This is a genomic window from Streptomyces sp. NPDC005181 (genome assembly GCF_040608395.1).
Classification (GTDB): Bacteria; Actinomycetota; Actinomycetes; order Streptomycetales; family Streptomycetaceae; genus Streptomyces.
Genome location: NZ_JBEXID010000011.1, coordinates 56336 through 75959 on the forward strand (window position 1 = coordinate 56336; position 19624 = coordinate 75959).

At 70.6% G+C, this 19624-nt stretch carries 14 protein-coding genes; 3 read left to right on the forward strand and 11 right to left on the reverse strand.

Going from position 1 to position 19624, the window contains the following annotated elements; all coding sequences use genetic code 11:
- Positions 1-20 precede the first annotated feature (20 nt).
- From ABZV38_RS10635 to lepA, 3 genes are all read right to left on the reverse strand, one after another.
- Positions 21-1973, reverse strand: a complete 1953-nt coding sequence (locus ABZV38_RS10635) for an ATP-binding SpoIIE family protein phosphatase (protein WP_356326409.1) — start codon at positions 1971-1973, stop codon at positions 21-23.
- A gap of 202 nt (positions 1974-2175) precedes the next feature.
- Complete coding sequence (locus ABZV38_RS10640) at positions 2176-4065, reverse strand: AMP-binding protein (protein WP_356326410.1); 1890 nt, start codon at positions 4063-4065, stop codon at positions 2176-2178.
- A gap of 316 nt (positions 4066-4381) precedes the next feature.
- Positions 4382-6256, reverse strand: coding sequence for a translation elongation factor 4 (gene lepA / locus ABZV38_RS10645; protein ID WP_356326411.1), 1875 nt, complete (start codon positions 6254-6256; stop codon positions 4382-4384).
- A gap of 215 nt (positions 6257-6471) precedes the next feature.
- On the opposite strand from lepA, the gene rpsT reads away from it, so the two are divergent.
- Complete coding sequence (rpsT, locus tag ABZV38_RS10650) at positions 6472-6738, forward strand: 30S ribosomal protein S20 (RefSeq protein WP_030921110.1); 267 nt, start codon at positions 6472-6474, stop codon at positions 6736-6738.
- 302 nt (positions 6739-7040) lie between these two features.
- Here rpsT and holA read toward each other — a convergent pair whose 3' ends face one another.
- Complete coding sequence (gene holA, locus ABZV38_RS10655) at positions 7041-8027, reverse strand: DNA polymerase III subunit delta (protein WP_356326413.1); 987 nt, start codon at positions 8025-8027, stop codon at positions 7041-7043.
- 84 nt (positions 8028-8111) lie between these two features.
- Between holA and ABZV38_RS10660 the strand changes: the two genes are divergently transcribed.
- Positions 8112-8357 carry a hypothetical protein gene (locus tag ABZV38_RS10660; RefSeq protein ID WP_356326414.1) on the forward strand — a complete coding sequence of 82 codons (246 nt, stop codon included), beginning with the start codon at positions 8112-8114 and terminating at the stop codon, positions 8355-8357.
- Positions 8358-8389: 32 nt separating this feature from the next.
- On the opposite strand, the gene ABZV38_RS10665 is transcribed toward ABZV38_RS10660, so the two are convergent.
- Both ABZV38_RS10665 and ABZV38_RS10670 read right to left on the reverse strand, forming a co-directional pair.
- The gene (locus ABZV38_RS10665; protein ID WP_356326415.1) at positions 8390-9274 is read right to left on the reverse strand and encodes a YceI family protein; all 885 of its coding nucleotides are present in this window, start codon (positions 9272-9274) and stop codon (positions 8390-8392) included.
- Between the two features lie 199 nt (positions 9275-9473).
- Positions 9474-10292, reverse strand: a complete 819-nt coding sequence (locus ABZV38_RS10670; RefSeq protein WP_356326416.1) for an arylamine N-acetyltransferase — start codon at positions 10290-10292, stop codon at positions 9474-9476.
- A gap of 101 nt (positions 10293-10393) precedes the next feature.
- Here ABZV38_RS10670 and ABZV38_RS10675 point away from each other — a divergent pair, with 101 nt between their 5' ends.
- Positions 10394-10849 (forward strand): pyridoxamine 5'-phosphate oxidase family protein, encoded by a 456-nt coding sequence (locus ABZV38_RS10675; protein WP_356326417.1) that lies wholly within the window; start codon positions 10394-10396, stop codon positions 10847-10849.
- A gap of 26 nt (positions 10850-10875) precedes the next feature.
- Here ABZV38_RS10675 and ABZV38_RS10680 read toward each other — a convergent pair whose 3' ends face one another.
- The 5 genes from ABZV38_RS10680 to leuS all read right to left on the reverse strand — a co-directional run bounded on the left by ABZV38_RS10680 (position 10876) and on the right by leuS (position 19419).
- Positions 10876-13377 carry a ComEC/Rec2 family competence protein gene (locus ABZV38_RS10680; RefSeq protein WP_356326470.1) on the reverse strand — a complete coding sequence of 834 codons (2502 nt, stop codon included), beginning with the start codon at positions 13375-13377 and terminating at the stop codon, positions 10876-10878.
- Between the two features lie 86 nt (positions 13378-13463).
- Positions 13464-14579, reverse strand: a complete 1116-nt coding sequence (locus ABZV38_RS10685; protein ID WP_356326418.1) for a ComEA family DNA-binding protein — start codon at positions 14577-14579, stop codon at positions 13464-13466.
- Positions 14580-14681: 102 nt separating this feature from the next.
- Positions 14682-15527: a DegV family protein gene (locus ABZV38_RS10690; RefSeq protein ID WP_356326419.1), complete on the reverse strand. Its 846-nt coding sequence runs from the start codon at positions 15525-15527 to the stop codon at positions 14682-14684.
- Between the two features lie 138 nt (positions 15528-15665).
- The gene (locus ABZV38_RS10695) at positions 15666-16391 is read right to left on the reverse strand and encodes a hypothetical protein (protein WP_356326420.1); all 726 of its coding nucleotides are present in this window, start codon (positions 16389-16391) and stop codon (positions 15666-15668) included.
- A 154-nt stretch (positions 16392-16545) separates the two neighbouring features.
- Positions 16546-19419: a leucine--tRNA ligase gene (leuS, locus tag ABZV38_RS10700; protein WP_356326421.1), complete on the reverse strand. Its 2874-nt coding sequence runs from the start codon at positions 19417-19419 to the stop codon at positions 16546-16548.
- Between the last annotated feature and the right edge of the window lie 205 nt (positions 19420-19624).

Below are 19624 nucleotides of genomic sequence, written 5' to 3' on the forward strand. Positions count from 1 at the left end.
CGGTCGTTCCCGGCCCACGCTCACTGGGCCTGCAGCACGACCAGAGCCAGATCGTCGTCCGGCGGCCGCTCGGCGAACTCGTGGACGGCCCGTTTGATCCGGTCCGCGATCCCTTCCGCGGTCAGCCCGGCGCAGCCGGCCAGTGCGCGGGCCAGACCGTCCCCGTCGTCGAACATCAGCGGCCCGGAGCGCCGCTCCGTCACGCCGTCCGTGACGCACAGCAGGCTGTCGCCCGGCGCCAGGTCGAAGCTCTGGCTCTCGTACGCGACGTCCTCGACGACCCCGAGCAGCACCTGCGGCTCGGCGGCGGGCCGCACGGTGCCGTCCGGGCGCAGCAGCAGCGGCAGCGGATGGCCCGCACTGGCCAGCGTGCAGCGCACGCCGCCGCCGGGCAGCGGCACCATCTCCCCGTACAGCAGGGAGAGGAACCGGGGCTGCCCGCCGTCCGACAGCTGCTGACCGCCCTCCGGCAGGTGCTGCCCGCCCGCCGCCGCGACCATGAGGGCGGCGGCCTCGGCGGTCTCCATCGCGTCGTCGAGGAGCAGCCGGTTGAGCCGGTCCAGCACCTCCCCGACGCGGAAGCCCTCCCGGGCCAGCAGCCGCAGCCAGGGCCGGGCGAGGCCGGTGACGACGGCAGCCTCGGGACCGCTGCCCTGGACGTCGCCGAGGATGAAGCACCAGCGGTCGCCGGGGCACGGGAAAATGTCGTAGAAGTCACCACCGACGACGCCGTCGTCGCTGGGCTCGTACACCAGTGAGCTGGTGACTCCGGGGATGTCGGCGACCTTGCTGGGCAGCAGTCCCCGCTGCAGGATGCGGCTGATGGTGGCCTGCCGGGTGTAGGCGCGGGCGGCGCCGACGGCGAGGCCGACGCGGCGTACGAAGTCCTCGATCAGCGCGGTCACCCCGTCGGGGACGCGGGCGATGCCCTCCCGCCCCAGAAGTACGGCTCCGAGCGTGCGGCCTCCGGCGGTTATCCGATAGGCGAGCGCGGCCCCCGCACGGCCGCTGGAGCTCTCGTCGGCGCCCTGGCCGGCCCCGTCCTCGTCGGTCCCGGGCCACGGCATGGAGACGGGCCCGGTACCCACCCGCTCCGGCAGCCGGATCGGGTCCTGCTCCAACACCGTGCGCAGCTGCCCGGTCTCGTCCTCGTCACGGTGCCAGAGGCTCGCGAGCCGGGGGACGGCCGCGGGCCCGCCGTTCTCCGGTTCCAGCCAGATCGCGCACCAGTCGGCGAGTCTGGGCACCAGTAACTGCCCGGCGAGCGCCGCCACGATGTCCTCGTCGAGCTGGCCGGCGAGCAGGTCGGAGGCCTCGGCGAGGAACGAGAGCGCACCGCGGCCCGCCCAGTCCGCGTCGTCGCGCAGAGCGCGCCGCGCGGTAGGGGCGAGCAGCTCGGCGGTGCGCAGCCCGCTCCGGAGTTCCGGCTCGGCTGCCGGCTCGGGCAACGCGGTCCAGTCGTCGACGGGCAGCCGGGCCCAGACGGTCTTCAGGCCGGTGCGGTACGTGATGCCCCAGCGCTCGGCGAGTGTGGCGACAACCTGCAGCCCGCGCCCGTCCTCGGTCGGGTCGTCCGGGTCCGCCGCGGACACGGGGCCGGGGCGTTCGCTGCGTACGGAACGGGCAGGGTGATGGTCGGCGACCTCCAGCACCAGGGCTGCGGCCTCGTCCCCGGCCGCTTCCTCCAGCCGGAAGAGCAGCTCGACGGTGGTCCCGGCGTGCACGACGGCGTTGGTGACGAGCTCATTGGCAACGATCACCGCGTCGTCGGCCAGCCGGTCGCTGAAGCCCACGGCCGCGGGTAGCCCGAGCCCGGCCCACTCGGCGAGGGCGGCCCGGACGAACCGGCGCGCGGCAGCCGGCGCGAGGAGATTCCCCGGCAGGCCGGTCCGGGCGACCGGCTGCGCGTCCGCCCGCCCGACGTGGGTGCCGGGACGCTGAACGGTGTCCCGCTGCAAGGGAATGGGCCCCATGGCGCCGCTCCTGACCTGTTCTCGCACGGCCTGTTTCGCGCCGTGTGCCGCTGACGACACGGACAGAGTGACAGACCGACCCTCCCCAGAAGCACCGAGTTACCGAAGTGGAGGAGAAGACGCAGGAACCACGATCAGGAACGGGGATCAGGAACAGTGGTGCGGACGGGGCAGTCCGCCCCGTCCACACCATGGGCCGCGCCTACGCCTCGCGCGCTCCCGCGTACATCTCGTCGATGAGGCTCTTGTACTCGCGTTCGACGACCGGCCGCTTGAGCTTGAGGCTCGGCGTCAGCTCGCCGTGCTCGACATCGAGGTCGCGCGGCAGCAGCCGGAACTGCTTGATGGTCTGCCAGCGCTGCAGCCCTCCGTTGAGCCGCTTCACATAGCCGTCGATGAGCTCCACGACCTTCGGGGACGCCACCACTTCGGCGTACGGCCTGCCTGCCAGGCCGTTCTCGGCGGCCCAGCCGAGGATGGTCGGCTCGTCGAGGGCGATCAGGGCGGTGCAGAAGTTACGGTCCGCGCCGTGCACCAGGATGTTGGAGACGAACGGGCACACCGCCTTGAACTGTCCCTCGACCTCCGCCGGGGCGACGTACTTGCCGCCCGACGTCTTGATCAGGTCCTTCTTGCGGTCGGTGATCCGCAGGTAGCCGTCCACGGACAGCTCGCCGATGTCACCGCTGTGCAGCCAGCCGTCGGCCTCCAGCACCTCGGCGGTCTTCTCCGGCTGCCGGTGGTAGCCCTGCATGATGCCGGGGCCGCGCAGCATGATCTCGCCGTCGTCGGCGATCCGTACCTCGGTGCCGGGGAGCGGCTTGCCGACCGTGCCGGTGCGGTAGGCCTCGCCCGGGTTGACGAAGGAGGCGGCGCTGGACTCGGTGAGTCCGTAGCCCTCCAGGATGTGGATGCCGGCGCCGGCGAAGAAGTAGCCGATCTCGGGGGCGAGCGCCGCGGAGCCGGAGACACATGCGCGCAGCCGGCCGCCGAAGGCCTCACGGATCTTGGCGAAGACGAGGGCGTCGGCGACCTTGTGCTTGGCTCCGAGGGCGAACGGAACGGAGGCCGTGCCGGTGCGCCGGAAGTTGTCCTGGGACACCTTCGCGTGCTCGCGGGCGACCCCGGCGGCCCACTGGAAGATCTTGTACTTCGCGCCGCCACCGGCCCGCGCCTTGGACGCGACCCCGTTGTAGACCTTCTCGAAGATACGGGGCACGGCGGCCATGTACGTCGGCTGGACGACCGGCAGATTCTCGATGATCTTGTCGATCCGGCCGTCGACGGCGGTGACATGGCCGACCTCGATCTGACCCGAGGTGAGGACCTTGCCGAAGACGTGCGCGAGCGGCAGCCAGAGGTACTGGACGTCGTCCTCGGTGATCAGGCCGGTCGCCACGGTGGCCTTGGCCATGTACGACCAGTTGTCGTGCGGCAGCCGTACACCCTTGGGGCGGCCGGTGGTGCCCGAGGTGTAGATCAGGGTGGCGAGCTGCTCGGCGGTGATCGCGTCGACCCGCTCCTTGACCGCGCCCGGGTTCTTCGCCAGGAGTTCGGCGCCACGGACCTCCAGATCGGCCAGCGTGAGCACCCAGCCCTCGGGGTCGGCCGCGTCGGGCTCTGCGCCGTCCGGGTCGATGACGACCACATGGGCGAGGTTCGGCAGCTCGGCGCGGCGCTCGCGGGCCTTGGCCAGCTGGCCGGCGTCCTCGGCGATCAGCACACGGCTCTCGGAGTCGGCGAGGATGAACGACGACTCCTCGGCGTTGGTCGACGGGTAGATCGTGGTGGTCGCGGCGCCGGCGCACATCACGCCGAGGTCGGCCAGGATCCACTCGACGCGGGTGGCGGAGGAGAGCGCGACCCGCTCCTCCGGCTCCACGCCGAGACCGATGAGCCCGGCGGCGATCGCGTACACGCGCTCCGCGGCCTGTGCCCAGCTCAGCGACTTCCACTCGTCGGCGCCCTGTCCGGTGGCCGAGGGGACCGGGTAGCGGTAGGCCTCCCCGTCCGGAGTGGCCGCAACGCGGTCGATGAAGAGGCTCGCCACGGAGGGCGGTCGGTTATCGATCAGGGTCTGTGTGTCGCTCACGACATCCTCCGGGCCTGCGGCAGTGCTTCACGACCGGTTGTTTGGTTGCTGCGTGCTGCTGCTTGTTCCTGCTTATGTGCGTCCGTCTGCGTGCTGATCCTGCGTGCGTGATTCCGCTTGTTTAACTGGCGAGTAACTACGAAGTCGTGATCAGGGTAGAGCGCGCACGTCCGTCGCGTAAGAGGCAATCGGACGCCGGTTCATAACAAACGGACCCCCACGCCGCAGGGTGCTGCGACGCAGGGGTCCGTTGGGGCTACCGCCGAGTAGAGGTGGTGTGGCTCAAGCCGGGACAGAAGCGAAATTCCGCCGGGAACTACTTCTTGCCCTTGCTCTCCCCGCCCGACTCGTCGGTGGACAGCACGGCGATGAAGGCATCCTGCGGCACCTCCACGTTGCCGACCATCTTCATCCGCTTCTTGCCTTCCTTCTGCTTCTCCAGCAGCTTCCGCTTACGGGAGATGTCACCGCCGTAGCACTTGGCGAGCACGTCCTTGCGGATGGCGCGGACGGTCTCACGGGCGATGACCCGGGAGCCGATGGCCGCCTGGATCGGCACCTCGAAGTTCTGCCGCGGGATGAGCTCGCGCAGCTTGGCGACGAGTCGCACGCCGTACGCGTACGCCTTGTCCTTGTGCGTGACCGCGGAGAACGCGTCGACCTTGTCGCCGTGCAGCAGGATGTCGACCTTGACGAGCTGGGCGGACTGCTCACCGGTGGGCTCGTAGTCGAGCGAGGCGTAGCCGCGGGTCTTGGACTTCAGCTGGTCGAAGAAGTCGAAGACGATCTCGGCGAGGGGCAGGGTGTACCGGATCTCGACCCGGTCCTCGGAGAGGTAGTCCATGCCGAGCAGGGTGCCGCGCCGGTTCTGGCAGAGCTCCATGATCGCGCCGATGAACTCGCTGGGGGCGAGGACGGTGGCACGTACGACCGGCTCGTGCACCTTGTCGATCTTGCCTTCGGGGAACTCGCTCGGGTTGGTGACGATGTGCTCGCTGCCGTCCTCCATCTCGACGCGGTAGACCACGTTCGGGGCGGTGGCGATGAGCTCCAGACCGAACTCGCGCTCCAGGCGCTCGCGGATCACGTCGAGGTGCAGCAGCCCGAGGAAGCCGACACGGAAGCCGAAGCCGAGGGCCGCGGAGGTCTCCGGCTCGTACACCAGGGCGGCGTCGTTGAGCTGGAGCTTGTCGAGGGCCTCGCGCAGGTCGGGGTAGTCCGAGCCGTCCAGCGGATACAGACCCGAGAACACCATCGGCTTGGGGTCCTTGTACCCGCCCAGCGCCACGGTCGCCCCCTTGTTCAGGGAGGTGATCGTGTCACCGACCTTGGACTGCCGGACGTCCTTCACACCGGTGATGATGTAGCCCACTTCGCCCACACCGATGCCGTCGGCCGGGGTCATCTCCGGGGAGGAGACACCGATCTCCAGCAGCTCGTGGGTGGCGCCGGTGGACATCATCCTGATGCGCTCGCGCTTGTTGAGCTGACCGTCGACGACACGGACGTACGTGACGACGCCGCGGTACGAGTCGTAGACCGAGTCGAAGATCATCGCGCGGGCCGGGGCATCGGCCTTGCCGATCGGCGCCGGGACGTCCTTGACCACCCGGTTCAGCAGGGCGTCCACGCCGACACCGGTCTTCGCGGAGACCTTGAGGACGTCCTCGGGCTGACAGCCGATGAGGTTGGCCAGCTCCTCGGAGAACTTCTCGGGCTGCGCGGCCGGCAGGTCGATCTTGTTGAGCACCGGGACGATGGTGAGGTCGTTCTCCATCGCCAGGTAGAGGTTGGCCAGCGTCTGGGCCTCGATGCCCTGCGCGGCGTCGACCAGCAGGACCGTGCCCTCACAGGCGGCGAGCGAGCGGGAGACCTCGTACGTGAAGTCCACGTGGCCCGGGGTGTCGATCATGTTGAGGATGTGGGTGCTGCCCTCGCCCTCGCCCGTGGTGGGCGCCCACGGCAGACGGACCGCCTGGGACTTGATGGTGATGCCGCGCTCGCGCTCGATGTCCATCCGGTCGAGGTACTGAGCGCGCATCTGCCGCTGGTCGACCACGCCCGTCAGCTGGAGCATCCGGTCGGCAAGGGTCGACTTGCCGTGGTCGATGTGCGCGATGATGCAGAAGTTGCGGATCAGCGCCGGGTCGGTACGGCTCGGCTCGGGCACGTGGGTAGGAGTCGCGGGCACGCAGGGTCCTGATTCTTGAGACGCCGAACGCCGTGTCTCGGGTCGATGTCGGGTCGGTCGGATCGATACGTAGCTTCTATCGTCCCACGGCTGCGGGGCAGAGACCGGTTTGGGCCGGTCGGAGCACGGCTGGTACCGTTGACAGCTGTGCCTCGTGGCTCTTACGGGCAGCGGGGCGCACATCGAAGATCCAACGAACCTGAAAAGGCTCTTTCGTGGCGAACATCAAGTCCCAGATCAAGCGGAACAAGACGAACGAGAAGGCGCGCCTGCGCAACAAGGCCGTCAAGTCCTCGCTCAAGACCGCGATCCGCAAGGCCCGTGAGGCTGCCGCAGCGGGCGACGTCGAGAAGGCCACCACGGCCGTTCGCGACGCTTCGCGCGCGCTCGACAAGGCTGTCTCGAAGGGCGTCATCCACAAGAACGCCGCCGCCAACAAGAAGTCGGCGCTGGCCTCCAAGGTTGCCGCCCTCCAGGGCTGAGCTTTCTGATGTAACTGCCGGAACGGACCAGCGGGCCCTCTCTCCCGCCCCTGCCCGGCCCCCGCGCCGCACACCGAACCTGCGTTCGCCACGCGGGTGCGGCGCACCGAGCGCAATCCGAGGCCCCGGCCCGCCACCCTCCCCAGGGCGACGAACCGGGGCCTTCGGCATATCCGCTCACGCCCGGCGGGCGCCATCAAGCCCGTCGAGGGGTCCCCCCATGCGCGCGAGGCCAGGGGAGAGACGGCGGACGGCAGGGCAACCGGACACGGCCGGCACCCGCCCCGCACCGTCCCACACAGTTACCGGCCGCTCCGCGCCGCCCGCGCAACGGCAACCACGGCCTTCTCAAGGGCGTACTCAGGGTCGTCCCCACCGCCCTTCACCCCCGCATCCGCATCCGCGACCGCCCGCAGCGCCGCCGCCACCCCGTCCGGTGTCCACCCCCGCATCTGCTGCCGCACCCGGTCGATCTTCCATGGCGGCATCCCCAGCTCACGCGCAAGATCCGCAGGCCGCCCCCCGCGCGCCGAGGACAGCTTGCCGATGGCCCGTACGCCCTGCGCGAGCGCACTGGTGATCAGCACAGGCGCCACCCCGGTCGACAGCGACCAGCGCAACGCCTCCAGCGCCTCCGCCGCCCGCCCCTCCACCGCCCGGTCGGCAACGGTGAAGCTGGACGCCTCCGCACGGCCGGTGTAGTAGCGCCCGACCACCGCCTCGTCGATCGTGCCCTCGACATCCGCGACGAGCTGCGACACGGCACTCGCCAGCTCCCGCAGATCACTGCCGATGGAGTCGACTAGCGCCTGGCAGGCTTCGGGGCTCGCGGAACGCCCCAGTGCCCGGAACTCCGACCGGACGAACGAGAGCCGCTCGGCGGGCTTGGTCGTCTTCGGGCAGGCGACCTCCCGCGCACCCGCCTTGCGCGCCGCGTCCAGCAGCGCCTTGCCCTTGGCGCCGCCCGCATGGAGCAGGACGAGCGTGATCTCCTCGACCGGCGCACCCAGGTACGCCTTGACGTCCTTCACCGTGTCGGCGGAGAGATCCTGCGCATTGCGCACGATCACCACCTTGCGCTCCGCGAAGAGCGAAGGGCTCGTCAGCTCGGCAAGAGTGCCCGGCTGGACCTGGTCGGAGGCGAGGTCGCGGACGTCCGTGTCGGCGTCGGACGCACGGGCCGCCGCCACCACCTGCTGCACCGCACGGTCGAGGAGGAGGTCCTCCTGGCCCACGGCGAGCGTGAGGGGGGCGAGCGGATCGTCGGTGGAATTCCTTCTGGTGGCCATCGCCGTTCAGCATCCCACGCCCCACTGACAGCCCGGCTTCGACCGCCTGTCCCCGCATCCGTCCCCGTACCGGAGAATGGGCAGGTGAGCGATGTGAGACATGTGCTGGTGCTGCCCGACCGCGATACGGCGGAGGAGGTGGCCGGAGAGCTCGCCGACCGTTTCGGTGTCGCCGAGGAGCCGCAGCTCGTGCGCGACGCGCTGGCCGGCGAGGACGACGCCGAGGACGCCCAGTGGCTGGTGGTCGTCGAGGACCCGGCCGGCCGGGTGGACTCCGCGGCGCTCGACGCGTTCGCCGCGGAGTACGAGGGATGGCTCGAAGTGCCTTAGCGGCGGCGCCCCGGTCACCGGGCGCCCCGGACTCAGCGCTTGGGGACGATCTGGATGTCCATGTCGATGGCGATGCTGGGCCCGACGACGGCGATACCGCGGGCCAGCATCGTCTGCCAGGTCAGGGTGAAGTCCTCACGGTGCAGCTCGGTGGTGGCCCGGCACGCCGCTCGGGTCTCGCCCTCAAGGCCGTTGCCGATACCCAGGTACTGGGTGTCCAGCGTCACCGTACGGCTGACGCCGTGCAGGGTCAGCGCGCCGCTGACGCCCCAGCGGCTGCCGCCCCGGTGAACGAATCGGTCGCTGTAGAACTCGAGCGTCGGGTAGCGACCGACGTCGAGGAAGTCGCTGGAGCGCAGATGGTCGTCGCGCATCTGCACGTTCGTGTCGATCGACGCGGCATCGATGATGACGTGCATGGCGGAGTCCTCCATGCGGTCGGCGATCCGGACCGCACCGGCGAACGTGTTGAACCGGCCGTGGATACGGGCCAGTCCGATGTGACGGGCGGTGAACCCGATCTGTGAGTGGTTCGGCTCGATCTCCCAGTCACCGGGGGCGGGCAGCTGCGGAGGCGCGGAGACCTGAAGCATCACGTCGCCGAGGCCCGCGTGGCCGCTCTCGCTGACGGTGGCCGAACCATGGAACGGAGTGAAGCCCTCCGCCGTGACGGCCAGCCGGTAGTCGCCCGCCGGGACGGTGGCGAGGACATTCCCGTACGGGTCCGTCTCGCCGCCGACAACCTTGCGGCCCGCACTGTCCGTGACCACGAACTCGGCCTGCTGAACAGCCACGTTGACCGGATCGAGCACACGGCAGCTCAGCACTCCCGCAGTGCGCGGCACCGCGAGTCCGGCGAGTGGGCCGCCGCCTGCTGCATGCGTCGTCTTCTTGCTTCCCAGCCAACGGCCGAACATCTTCAGTACCCCCGGGGGAGATTCACCATAGGGCCTGACGGCTGGACGTCGTTGTCGGAGCAGCGGCCCGCCGACGATCATGCATTCGATCACCCTTGGGGCGTTCGAGGCAAACGGAAGGTCTGGGCGGGGCTTGGGTGGAGGTGTTACCGAAGGTCCGAATTGAACGTTCCGCTTGTGTGCGTCGGCTGTTCGGTCCTTACACGCCTGTCCTGCACAGCGTGGGCAGCCGGTCGAGCCGCAGCCCGAAGTGCTCACGGTAGGCGGCAAGCACCTCGGCGTCGGTGGCCAGCGGCACTTCATGTCGCTCGCCACCCACCGTCGTGACGAGGGTGCGACCGCTGAGCGTGACCCTGCCCACGCCGGTGAGCCGGGAGCAGACCAGGGACCGGGTGAAGTGCGAATCGGGCGAGGTGCGGTGGTACCAGGCGCCGCCCCGGAAGTCCGCGAGAGCCCGGGGCCGCAGATCGAGGCGGTACTGGGGCATCCCGTCACGCAACACATCGAGATCACCGGCCCCGGCACCGTCGTTGGCATCGGGCGTCTCCCGGATCCGGTACGTACCCCGCGGGTCCTCCTGGTCCGTACGGTCGTCTAGCGCGAGCGGAAAGCGGGCGTGGTCGCCGAAGCCGACATCGGCGAGCCAGGGTCCGGTGCCGTCGTCGGTCTCGACGCGCAGCGCGAGATGGTCGTACGGAATTCCGAGCCGTCCGCCGTCCCCGTAGACGCGGGCCTGGAGCAGGGTGACGCGGAAGCCGAGGGCTTGCAGCAGTGCAGCGAAGGCGCCGCCCAGTTCGTAGCAGAAGCCGCCCCGCCGAGCGCCCACCACCTTGTCGAGGAGCGCCTTCTCCTCCAGCACGATGTCTTCGCCGAGGTGGATCGACAGATTCTCGAAGGGTACGGCCGTGAGGTGCCGCACCTGCAGGTCGCGCAGGGCAGCGGCGTCGGGGCGCGCGGGACGGACGGCGCCGATGCGGTCCAGATAGGCGTCGACGGTCTGCGGCGATTGCGGATCCATGGCCGCAGTCTGTCCCGGTGCGCCGGCCTGCGCCATGAGCCGGTGGTCCTAGGACCGCCGACCGAGGTGCGCGGTTGCGCGCACTCGCTAGCGTGCGGAACATGACGAATCCGGAGCCGGCGCGCAGCCGGGAGCAGCGCAAGCAGGATGTGCTCAGCCGCTTGGAGAAGGACAACGACGCCTGGGTGGCGACCGCTTCGGCGGACGGCGTGCCGACACTGGTGCCGCTGTCGTTCGTGTGGGACCGGGGGACGCTGCTGATGGCCACCCGGCGCTCCAATCCGACCGCGCACAATGTGACGTCGACCGGACAGACCAGGATCAGCCTGGGCCACACCCGCGATGTGGTACTCATCGACGCGACCGCCGAGGTCGTGGAGGACACCGGACTGTCCACGGGATCGGGCGACGCCTTCGCGGCGAAACTCAACTGGGACCCGCGTGGCCGCACGCCCTGGGTGTACCTCCGCTTCACGCCGTACGCAGTCAGGGCATGGCGGGAGGAGAACGAACTGACCGCGCGTGAGCTGATGGCCGACGGCAGGTGGCTGATCTGAGACGGGTGCGATCGGCCGGACAGGAGTCATGAGCGTCCGACCGCCCGCAGCCCCGGCCCGGCACCCGTTACCGCGATCGCGCCGTCCAGGTCCGTGCGCAGCACCACCGCTCCCCCGGCCCTGAGCGCCTCGACGGTACGGGCCGCCGGGTGTCCGTACGGGTTGTCCTTGCCCACGCTCACCAGCGCGAGTCGCGGGTGAGCACTGCGTAGCAACGCGGGGTCCTGGTGGGCGGAACCGTGATGGGCGACCTTGAGGACGTCCACCCGCGGCAGCGCCGGGTACTGGCGTAACAACCCTTGCTGAGCCGGTGGTTCGAGATCGCCGAGGAGCAGCAGGGTCAGTCCGCCGGTCCGGACGAACAGCGTGACACTGGCGTCGTTGGGCTCCTCCGTCCCGAAGGCTGCGGTCGCTCCGCCGGCGGGCCACAGGACCCGCCAGTCGAGCGGCCCGATGCGGCGCCGCTCTCCCGCGGCAGCCCGCATCACAGGGACCCTCGCGACGGCGGCCGTTCTCCGTACGAACGCAGCCTGGTCCGGCGGTTCGTCCAGACTCGTCGTCTGGATCGCGCCCACCGCTCTGCCCCGCAGCACGCCGGGCAGGCCCCGGACATGATCCGCGTGGAAGTGCGTGAGGAGCAGCAGTGGCACCCGGGTGATGCCCAGGTCGCGCAGGCAGCGGTCGGCGAGCCGTGGATCGGGCCCGGTGTCGATGACCACACCTTCGCCGTCCCCCGCCGCGAGCACCATGGCGTCCCCCTGGCCCACATCGCACATCGCGAACGCCCAGTCCGGCGGCGGCCATCCCGTCAGCACCCGGGTCAGCGGCGCCGGTCGCAGCACCACGAGGATCAGCAGCAGCGCCACGGCCGAACAGGCCCAGGGGTGACGCGCCATGCGCCGGGCGGACAGCGCCGCGAGCGCCGTGAGGGCGGCGAGCAGCACCGCTCCCCGCCAGCCGTCGGGCCAGTCGGCCTCCGCCCCGGGGAGGGCCGCTCCGGTGCGGGCCACGAAGGCGATCCACCCGGCCGGCCATCCCGCGATCCTGGCGAACAGTTCGGCCACCGACATGGCCACCGGCGCCAGGGCGAGCGCGGCGAACCCGAGGACCGTGGCAGGTGCCACCGCGAACTCGGCCAGCAGATTGCACGGAATCGCCACCAGGCTGACCCGCGAGGCCAGCACGACGACGACCGGTGCGCACACCGCCTGCGCCGCGGCAGCCGCGCCCAGAGCCTCTGCGAGCCGGGGCGGCACCCGGCGCCGCCGCAGCGCGGCACTCCATCGCGGCGCGACAGTGAGCAGTGCCCCCGTGGCCAGGACGGAGAGCACGAAGCCATGACTGCGGGCCAGCCACGGGTCGTACAGCACCAGAAGCAGAACGGCGGCCGCCAGTGCGGGGATCAGCGAGCGGCGACGCCCGGTGCCGATGGCCAGCAGCGTGATCAGCCCGCAGACCGCGGCCCGCAACACGCTCGGCTCCGGCCGGCAGACGAGGACGAAGGCGAGAGTGAGTCCCCCGCCGAGCGTCGCGGTCATCCGCAGCGACATACCCAACCGAGGTGCCAGACCACGGCGTTCGACCCGGAGAGCCGTGCCGGGCGGTCCGATGAGCAGCACGAGCAGAATCGCCAGATTGGCGCCGGAGACCGCCATCAGGTGCGTGAGATCGGCCGCTTGGAACACATCGTGCAGTTCGGGGGTGACCCGTGAGGTGTCACCGACGACCAGCCCCGGCAACAGCGCACGCGCATCGGGCTCCAGCCCTTCGGTCGCCGTACGCAGCCCGGCACGCAGATCACCCGCCGCGAGCTGGAGAAGGGTGGGAGGCCCGATGACGCGGGGCGGGCCGTTGCCGTCCGGCCGCAGGACGGCGGCGCTGCGCTCCCCCCTGTGCAGAGGCGGTGAGAGACGGCCGCTCAGGCGCAGCCGCGTGGACGGCAGCAGCCGCTGCCACTGCGCCGCCGAACTGCCGGGGGACACGATGACCAGCACCGGGACACGGAGCCGGGCGACGGCACCGTCGGGCGCCGTCAGCCGGGTGATCTCGGCGTCCAGGAGAAAGGCGACCGGGGTGCTGTGATCACCGCGGACGTGGGTCCGGGTCTGCCGTGCGTCGGACGTGACGGTCGCCTCCGCCTCGACCTTCGCGAAGCCCTGCGCGAGACCATGGACCGGCTCCTGCCGTACGTAAGCGCTGTGCAGCCCGGCGGCCGTCGCCCCGGCCGCCGCGCACAGCAGCGCGGCAGCTGCCGCGGTGGCGTGCAGTCGCCGGCGCTTCCGTACGGCGCTCTCCCCGCCGCCCCGAGCGTCCCCCTCGCCGACCGGCCGGGCACATGTGGCCCGGGCCTCCGATGCCCGTGACACGCCCAGGAGCACCAGGCCGGCCACGAGACAGATCACCGTCCCCACGGCCGTCCAGCGCCCCGGCGCCCCCACTGCGAGGGCCGTGGCGGCCCAGGTCGCCAGGGCCGGCGGGACGAGCCGCAGATCGACCGGGCCTTCCTGTTGCGGGTCGGAGATACCCAGCCGTCGGCCCGACACCGTATGGACGTCCTGATGGGTGTCTGGATGGACTTCTGGATGGACGTCCGGTCGCGTGTCCTCGGCGCGGCTCACGGACGCACCAACGGTTGAAGATCGGCGAACCGGCGGTCGCCGATCCCGTTGACCTCACGGAGTTCGTCGACGGACCGGAAGCCGCCGTGCTGCGTGCGGTAGTCGATGATGTGCTGGGCGAGAACGGGGCCGACACCGGGCAGGGTGTCCAGCTGTTCCACCGTCGCGCTGTTGAGGCTGACCGGCCCGGTCGTGGGGCCGCCGGCGGCGCCCGCAGCACCCCCTCCAGTGACAGCTCCTCCTGTGGCGCCGAAGACCAGCGGGCCGGGTGGCGCGCCCACCACGATCTGCTCCCCGTCCATGAGTACCCGCGCCCGGTTGAGGCCGGTGAGATCCACACCGGTCCGGGCTCCGCCCGCCGCCCGCAGCGCGTCGGCGACCCGCGCACCGGACGGTAAGGGGTAGATGCCGGGCCGGCGCACCTTGCCGCTCACATCGACGACAATCCGTCCGCCCGGTCCTCCGGCGGACGGCGGTCCGGGTGACGGATCGGGGGTGCGGGCCCGGTCCAGGCCCCGGTCCATGGACAGGTCCGATGCCGGAGCATGCGCGCCCTCGTTGACCGGATCGGGGGCGCGGACGGACTGTGGGCGTGCGGACCAGAAGTGGACGGCGGCGAAGGCCGCGGCAGCGACCAGGACGACGGCGAGCGCGGCGAGGGTTCTCGGCTCCAGACCGCACCTGAGCTGCAACCACATCGGGAGCCGCTCCCGCATGGCCGGAACCACGCGCTCCCACCGCCCTGGCGCGGCCGGAGCCGTCGCCACCGTCGGCACGCTCTCCTCTGCCGGAGCCGACTGCGGTACCGGAGGCGGCGCCAGGCCGACCACGGGCCGGGCGACGCGTCCCCCGCCTGCACCGGCCAGGAGAGCGTCCGCGCGGCGCCGCGAAGCCGCCGCGACCGCAGCGGCACGCCCCCGCGACAAGCGTCGCCGCCCGGGTCCCGGTCCAGGTCCGGAGCTGGGCCCCGAACCGTATCCGGGGCCGGGGTCGCCGCCCTGGCCCGCACCGGACCCGCGCCGGGTGCGCACGTCCGACGCCGCAGCGCGGCCGGGTCCACTTCCACTGGTTGCACGGTGTGCGCGAGGTGCACGATCTGATCGGGGAGCCATGCCTCACGACGCTAGGCACATGCGCCCGAACCCGCTGAGCAGGTCCAATTCCCGTGGAAAACCGACCCGTTGTGGATAACTCACTCACTCCCGCGAGTGAGATCAGCGAGGTGAAACCACTGCTCCGAGCAGGCCGGGGCCGGTGTGCGCGCCGATCACCGCGCCCACCTCGCTGACATGCAGATCGACGAGCCCCGGCACGCGCTCACGCAACCTCTCGGCCAGCCGCTCGGCCCGCTCGGACGCCGCCAGGTGGTGCACGGCGATGTCCACCCGGCCGGTGCCCGCCCGCTCGGCGACGATCTCCTCCAGCCGCGCGATCGCCTTCGAGGCCGTCCGCACCTTCTCCAGCAGCTCGATCCGGCCACCGTCCAGCTGCAGCAGGGGCTTCACCGCGAGCGCCGACCCCAGCAGGGCCTGCGCCGCGCCGATGCGTCCGCCGCGGCGCAGATAGTCCAGCGTGTCGACGTAGAAGTACGCGGAGGTGCCCGCGGCCCGCTTCTCGGCGGCCACGACCGCCTCGTCCAGGCTGCCGCCCGCCTCCGCCGTCTCGGCCGCGGCCAGGGCGCAGAACCCCAGGGCCATGGCGACCATGCCGGTGTCCACCACCCGTACCGGCACCGGAGCATCCTTCGCGGCGAGCAGCGCGGCGTCGTACGTGCCCGAGAATTCGGCCGAGAGGTGCAGCGAGACGATCCCGGCGGCGCCGGCGTCGGCTGCCGCCCGGTACGCGGCGGCGAAGACCTCCGGACTGGGCCGGGACGTCGTCACGGAGCGGCGCTTCTGGAGCGCCAGCGCGAGGGAGCGGGCCGAGATCTCGGTGCCTTCCTCCAGCGCCTGATCGCCGAGGACGACAGTCAGCGGCACTGCGGTGATGCCATGCCGCTCCATCGCCTGGGGCGGCAGGTAGGCCGTGGAATCGGTGACGATCGCGACATGGCGGGACATGAGCGGGAGATTACCTCCCGAGGCCGTCGCTCGGCAGTCCGACCCCGACCGAATGATCACTTCCGATCGCTTCAGGCCACATCTTGCCATGACCGATCACATCAGTTCGAGCCCGGGGCTTCGGCCCGTCCCACCTGCTCAATTGGTCGTTTCGGGCCGCACCGTCTTCTGCCAGGGGTAACCGGTCTGCGCCCGGGGGTCCCGGGCCGTGAGCGCCTCCGGACCTTCCTCGCCGACCTGCGCACTCCGCGACCGGTCGCTCCCACGCCCATCTGCGCCCGAGCCCGCACCACCAGCACCAGCACCAGTCGCAGGCTCCTCCACCGTCCAGTGCCGCAGCGCCCCCGCCTCCACATCGATCTGCGTGTTCAGCGCCGCCAGATCGTCGTCGGCGAACTGCCGCGCCCGGTCGCGCGCGGCCCACCGCAGCGACTCCGCCGAGTGCGTGATCCGCTCCGTACGCTGCTTCAGGCCCGGCAGCAGCGAGGCGACCGTCGCCCGGTCGGGCTCACGCTCCAGCCTCTTCAGCTCGTCGTCGAGCTCCCGCCCGTGCACGCTCAGCCGCTGGAACAGCCCCAGCGACTCCGACAGCGAGGCATCTTCGGCCACGCCCGCCTGCAACGCGTCCTGCGTAGCCCGCATCGACGTCCGCAGCGAGAGCCGCAGCTGCGCCAGCTCTCCGGCCACCCCCACCTGGCCGAAGCTCTTCGCCCGCAGCGTGGTCTCCTCGACCGTGCGGCGCGCCTGCGTGATCGTGCGGTCCACGCCACGCTTCGCCGCGCCGATGATCTTGACGCTCACATAGATGCCCAGGGCCATGAACGCGACAAAGAGCAGCCCCAGGATCAGGATCACGGTCTCCATGACGCCCCTTGGATGTCGATTCGGCTGCCGACCACCGGCCTCCCTTAACCGTAAACGGAACGGGCAGGCCGAGGGTTCCTTCGGAACCCCCAACCTGCCCGTAGGGGAAAGCCCTCACACCGTCGTGAGGCGATCGGCGGCTAGCCGGAGATCGTCACGCAGGGACGATGTTGACCAGCTTCGGCGCCCGCACGATCACCTTGCGGATCCCGGCCCCGTCCAGCGCCGCGACCACTGCGGGGTCGGCCAGGGCCAGCGCCTCCAGCTCCTCGTCCGTGATTGACGGGGAGATCTCCAGCCGCGCCTTGACCTTGCCCTTGACCTGCACCACGCAGGTCACGGTCTCGTCCATGACGTATGCCGGGTCGGCGACCGGGAAGTCCTGGTGCACGACCGAATCGGTGTGGCCCAGCCGGCGCCACAGCTCCTCGGCGATGTGCGGCGCCAGCGGCGCCACCAGCAGCACCAGCCGCTCGGCGACGGACCGCGACAGCGGGCCGCCCACCTTGGTCAGGTGGTTGTTCAGCTCGGTGACCTTGGCAATGGCGGTGTTGAAGCGCATCCCGGCCATGTCCTGGCCTACGCCGTCGATGGCCTTGTGCAGCGCACGCAGCGTGTCCTCGCCGGGCTCGGTGTCCACGACGGTGACCTCACCGGTCTCCTCGTCGACGACGTTGCGCCACAGCCGCTGCAGCAGCCGGTACTGGCCGACGACGGCACGGGTGTCCCACGGCCGCGATACGTCCAGGGGGCCCATCGCCATCTCGTACAGACGCAGCGTGTCCGCCCCGTACTCGGCGCAGATCTCGTCGGGCGTGACGGCGTTCTTCAGGGACTTGCCCATCTTGCCCAGGACGCGGCTGACCTTCTCGCCCTGGTAGTAGAACGCCCCGTCACGCTCCTCGACCTCGGCCGCCGGAACCGCGATACCGCGGCTGTCCCGGTAGACGAACGCCTGGATCATGCCCTGGTTGTACAGCTTGTGGAACGGCTCGGCCGAGGAGACGTACCCCAGGTCGTGCAGGACCTTGGACCAGAATCGCGCGTACAGCAGGTGCAGTACGGCGTGCTCGGCGCCGCCCACGTACAGGTCGACGCCACCGGTCGGCCGGCCCTCGCGCGGACCCATCCAGTACTGCTCGATCGCCGGGTCGACCAGCTGCCGGTCGTTGTTCGGGTCCAGGTAACGCAGCTCGTACCAGCAGGAACCTGCCCAGTTGGGCATGGTGTTGGTCTCTCGGCGGTACTTCTTCGGGCCGTTGCCGTCGCCCAGGTCCAGGGTGACGTTGACCCAGTCGGCGTTCCGCGACAGCGGGGTCTCGGGCTGGGTGTCGGCGTCGTCCGGGTCGAAGGTGCGCGGCGAGTAGTCGTCGACCTCCGGCAGCTCCAGCGGCAGCATCGACTCGGGCAGCGGGTGGGCGACGCCGTCCTCGTCGTACACGATCGGGAAGGGCTCGCCCCAGTAGCGCTGACGGCTGAACAGCCAGTCGCGCAGCCGGAAGTTGACGGTTCCCTCGCCCAGGCCCTTCGCCTGCAGCCATGCAGTGATCTTCGCCTTGGCGTCGACGACACCCAGGCCGTCCAGCGAGATCTCGTCGCTCGCGGAGTTGACCAGCTTCGCTTCGTACGAGGCGAACGCGTCGTCCCAGGTGGAGGGGTCCGTGCCGCGGTCGTCCGACGGCTCGACGACACAGCGCATCGGCAGCTCGAAGGCGCGCGCAAAGGCGAAGTCGCGCGCGTCGTGCGCCGGGACGGCCATGATCGCGCCGGTGCCGTAGCCCATCAGGACGTAGTCGGCGATGAAGACGGGCACTTTTTCGCCGCTGACCGGGTTGGTCGCGTACGCGCCGGTGAAGACGCCGGTCTTGTCCTTGGCTTCGGCCTGCCGCTCCACGTCGGACTTGGCGGCGGCCTGCTTGCGGTACGCGGTGACGGCCTCGGCCGGGGACGCGTGTCCGCCGGTCCACACCGGGTGGGTGCCCTCGGGCCAGGCAGCCGGAATGATCCGCTCCACCAGGTCGTGCTCGGGCGCCAGCACCATGTAGGTGGCGCCGAACAGGGTGTCCTGGCGGGTGGTGAAAACGGTGATGTTCCCGGCGCCGTCGACCGGGAAGTCGACACGCGCGCCCTCGGAACGTCCGATCCAGTTGCGCTGCTGCAGCTTGATCGCCTCGGGCCAGTCCAGTCCGTCCAGGTCGTTCAGCAGCCGGTCGGCGTAAGCGGTGATGCGCATGTTCCACTGGCGCAGCTTGGCCTTGAAGACGGGGAAATTGCCGCGCTCGGAACGCCCGTCGGCCGTCACCTCTTCGTTGGCCAGGACGGTGCCCAGCCCCGGCGACCAGTTGACGGGCGCGACGGAGGCGTACGCCAGGCGGTAATGGCCCAGGACGTCGGCGCGCTCGACGGCGCTCAGCGCGCTCCAGTCACGGCCGTCCGGGGTCGGACGCTCACCGTTCTCGAACTGCGCGACCAGGTCGGCGATCGGCCGGGCCCGGTCCGCCTCGGTGTCGTACCAGGAGTTGAAGATCTGCAGGAAGATCCACTGGGTCCACTTGTAGTAGTCCGCCTCGATCGTCGCGAACGAGCGGCGCTTGTCGTGGCCCAGGCCCAGCCGGCGCAGCTGGAACTTCATGTTCTCCATGTTGGCCTCGGTGGAGGCGCGCGGGTGCGTACCCGTCTGTACGGCGTACTGCTCCGCCGGCAGACCGAAGGCGTCGAAGCCCAGGGTGTGCAGCACGTTGTGCCCGGTCATGCGCTGGTGACGGGCGAAGACATCGGTGGCGATATAGCCCAGCGGGTGACCGACGTGCAGGCCCGCACCCGAGGGGTACGGGAACATGTCCATGATGAACTTCTTCGGCTTGGCGGCCAGTTCCGGATTGTCCGCCAGATCGCCGGTCGGGTTCGGCGCCTCGTACGTGCCGTGGGCGTCCCAGAAGTCCTGCCATCGTGCCTCGATGTCGGCAGCCATTGCCGCCGTATAGCGGTGCGGCGCAGCCACCTCGGCTGCGGAATTCGTCTCGCTCATGATCCTCAAAGCTCCATCGATCGTCATCTGCCAGCGCTTACGAAAACGAAAAAGCCCCTCGCACAGGAGGGGACGCCGCGCCGATTCCAACCAGGCATTCACACCGGTCGGGACTGATCAGCGCGGCTCGCTAAGCAGAAGGCGTACGGCACGCATGGCGCCAGGGTACCGCACGGGCCCGGACCTCAGCCGGACGCTTCCGCTC

Bases quoted from the DNA above. Each gene is read 5' to 3' on its own strand.
- ABZV38_RS10695 (WP_356326420.1), bottom strand. From the start codon at position 16,391: ATGGAGACCGTGATCCTGATCCTGGGGCTGCTCTTTGTCGCGTTCATG.
- leuS (WP_356326421.1), bottom strand. From the start codon at position 19,419: ATGAGCGAGACGAATTCCGCAGCCGAGGTGGCTGCGCCGCACCGCTAT.
- ABZV38_RS10675 (WP_356326417.1), top strand. From the start codon at position 10,394: ATGACGAATCCGGAGCCGGCGCGCAGCCGGGAGCAGCGCAAGCAGGAT.
- ABZV38_RS10635 (WP_356326409.1), bottom strand. From the start codon at position 1,973: ATGGGGCCCATTCCCTTGCAGCGGGACACCGTTCAGCGTCCCGGCACC.
- ABZV38_RS10670 (WP_356326416.1), bottom strand. From the start codon at position 10,292: ATGGATCCGCAATCGCCGCAGACCGTCGACGCCTATCTGGACCGCATC.
- ABZV38_RS10665 (WP_356326415.1), bottom strand. From the start codon at position 9,274: ATGTTCGGCCGTTGGCTGGGAAGCAAGAAGACGACGCATGCAGCAGGC.
- holA (WP_356326413.1), bottom strand. From the start codon at position 8,027: ATGGCCACCAGAAGGAATTCCACCGACGATCCGCTCGCCCCCCTCACG.
- ABZV38_RS10685 (WP_356326418.1), bottom strand. From the start codon at position 14,579: ATGGCTCCCCGATCAGATCGTGCACCTCGCGCACACCGTGCAACCAGT.
- ABZV38_RS10690 (WP_356326419.1), bottom strand. From the start codon at position 15,527: ATGTCCCGCCATGTCGCGATCGTCACCGATTCCACGGCCTACCTGCCG.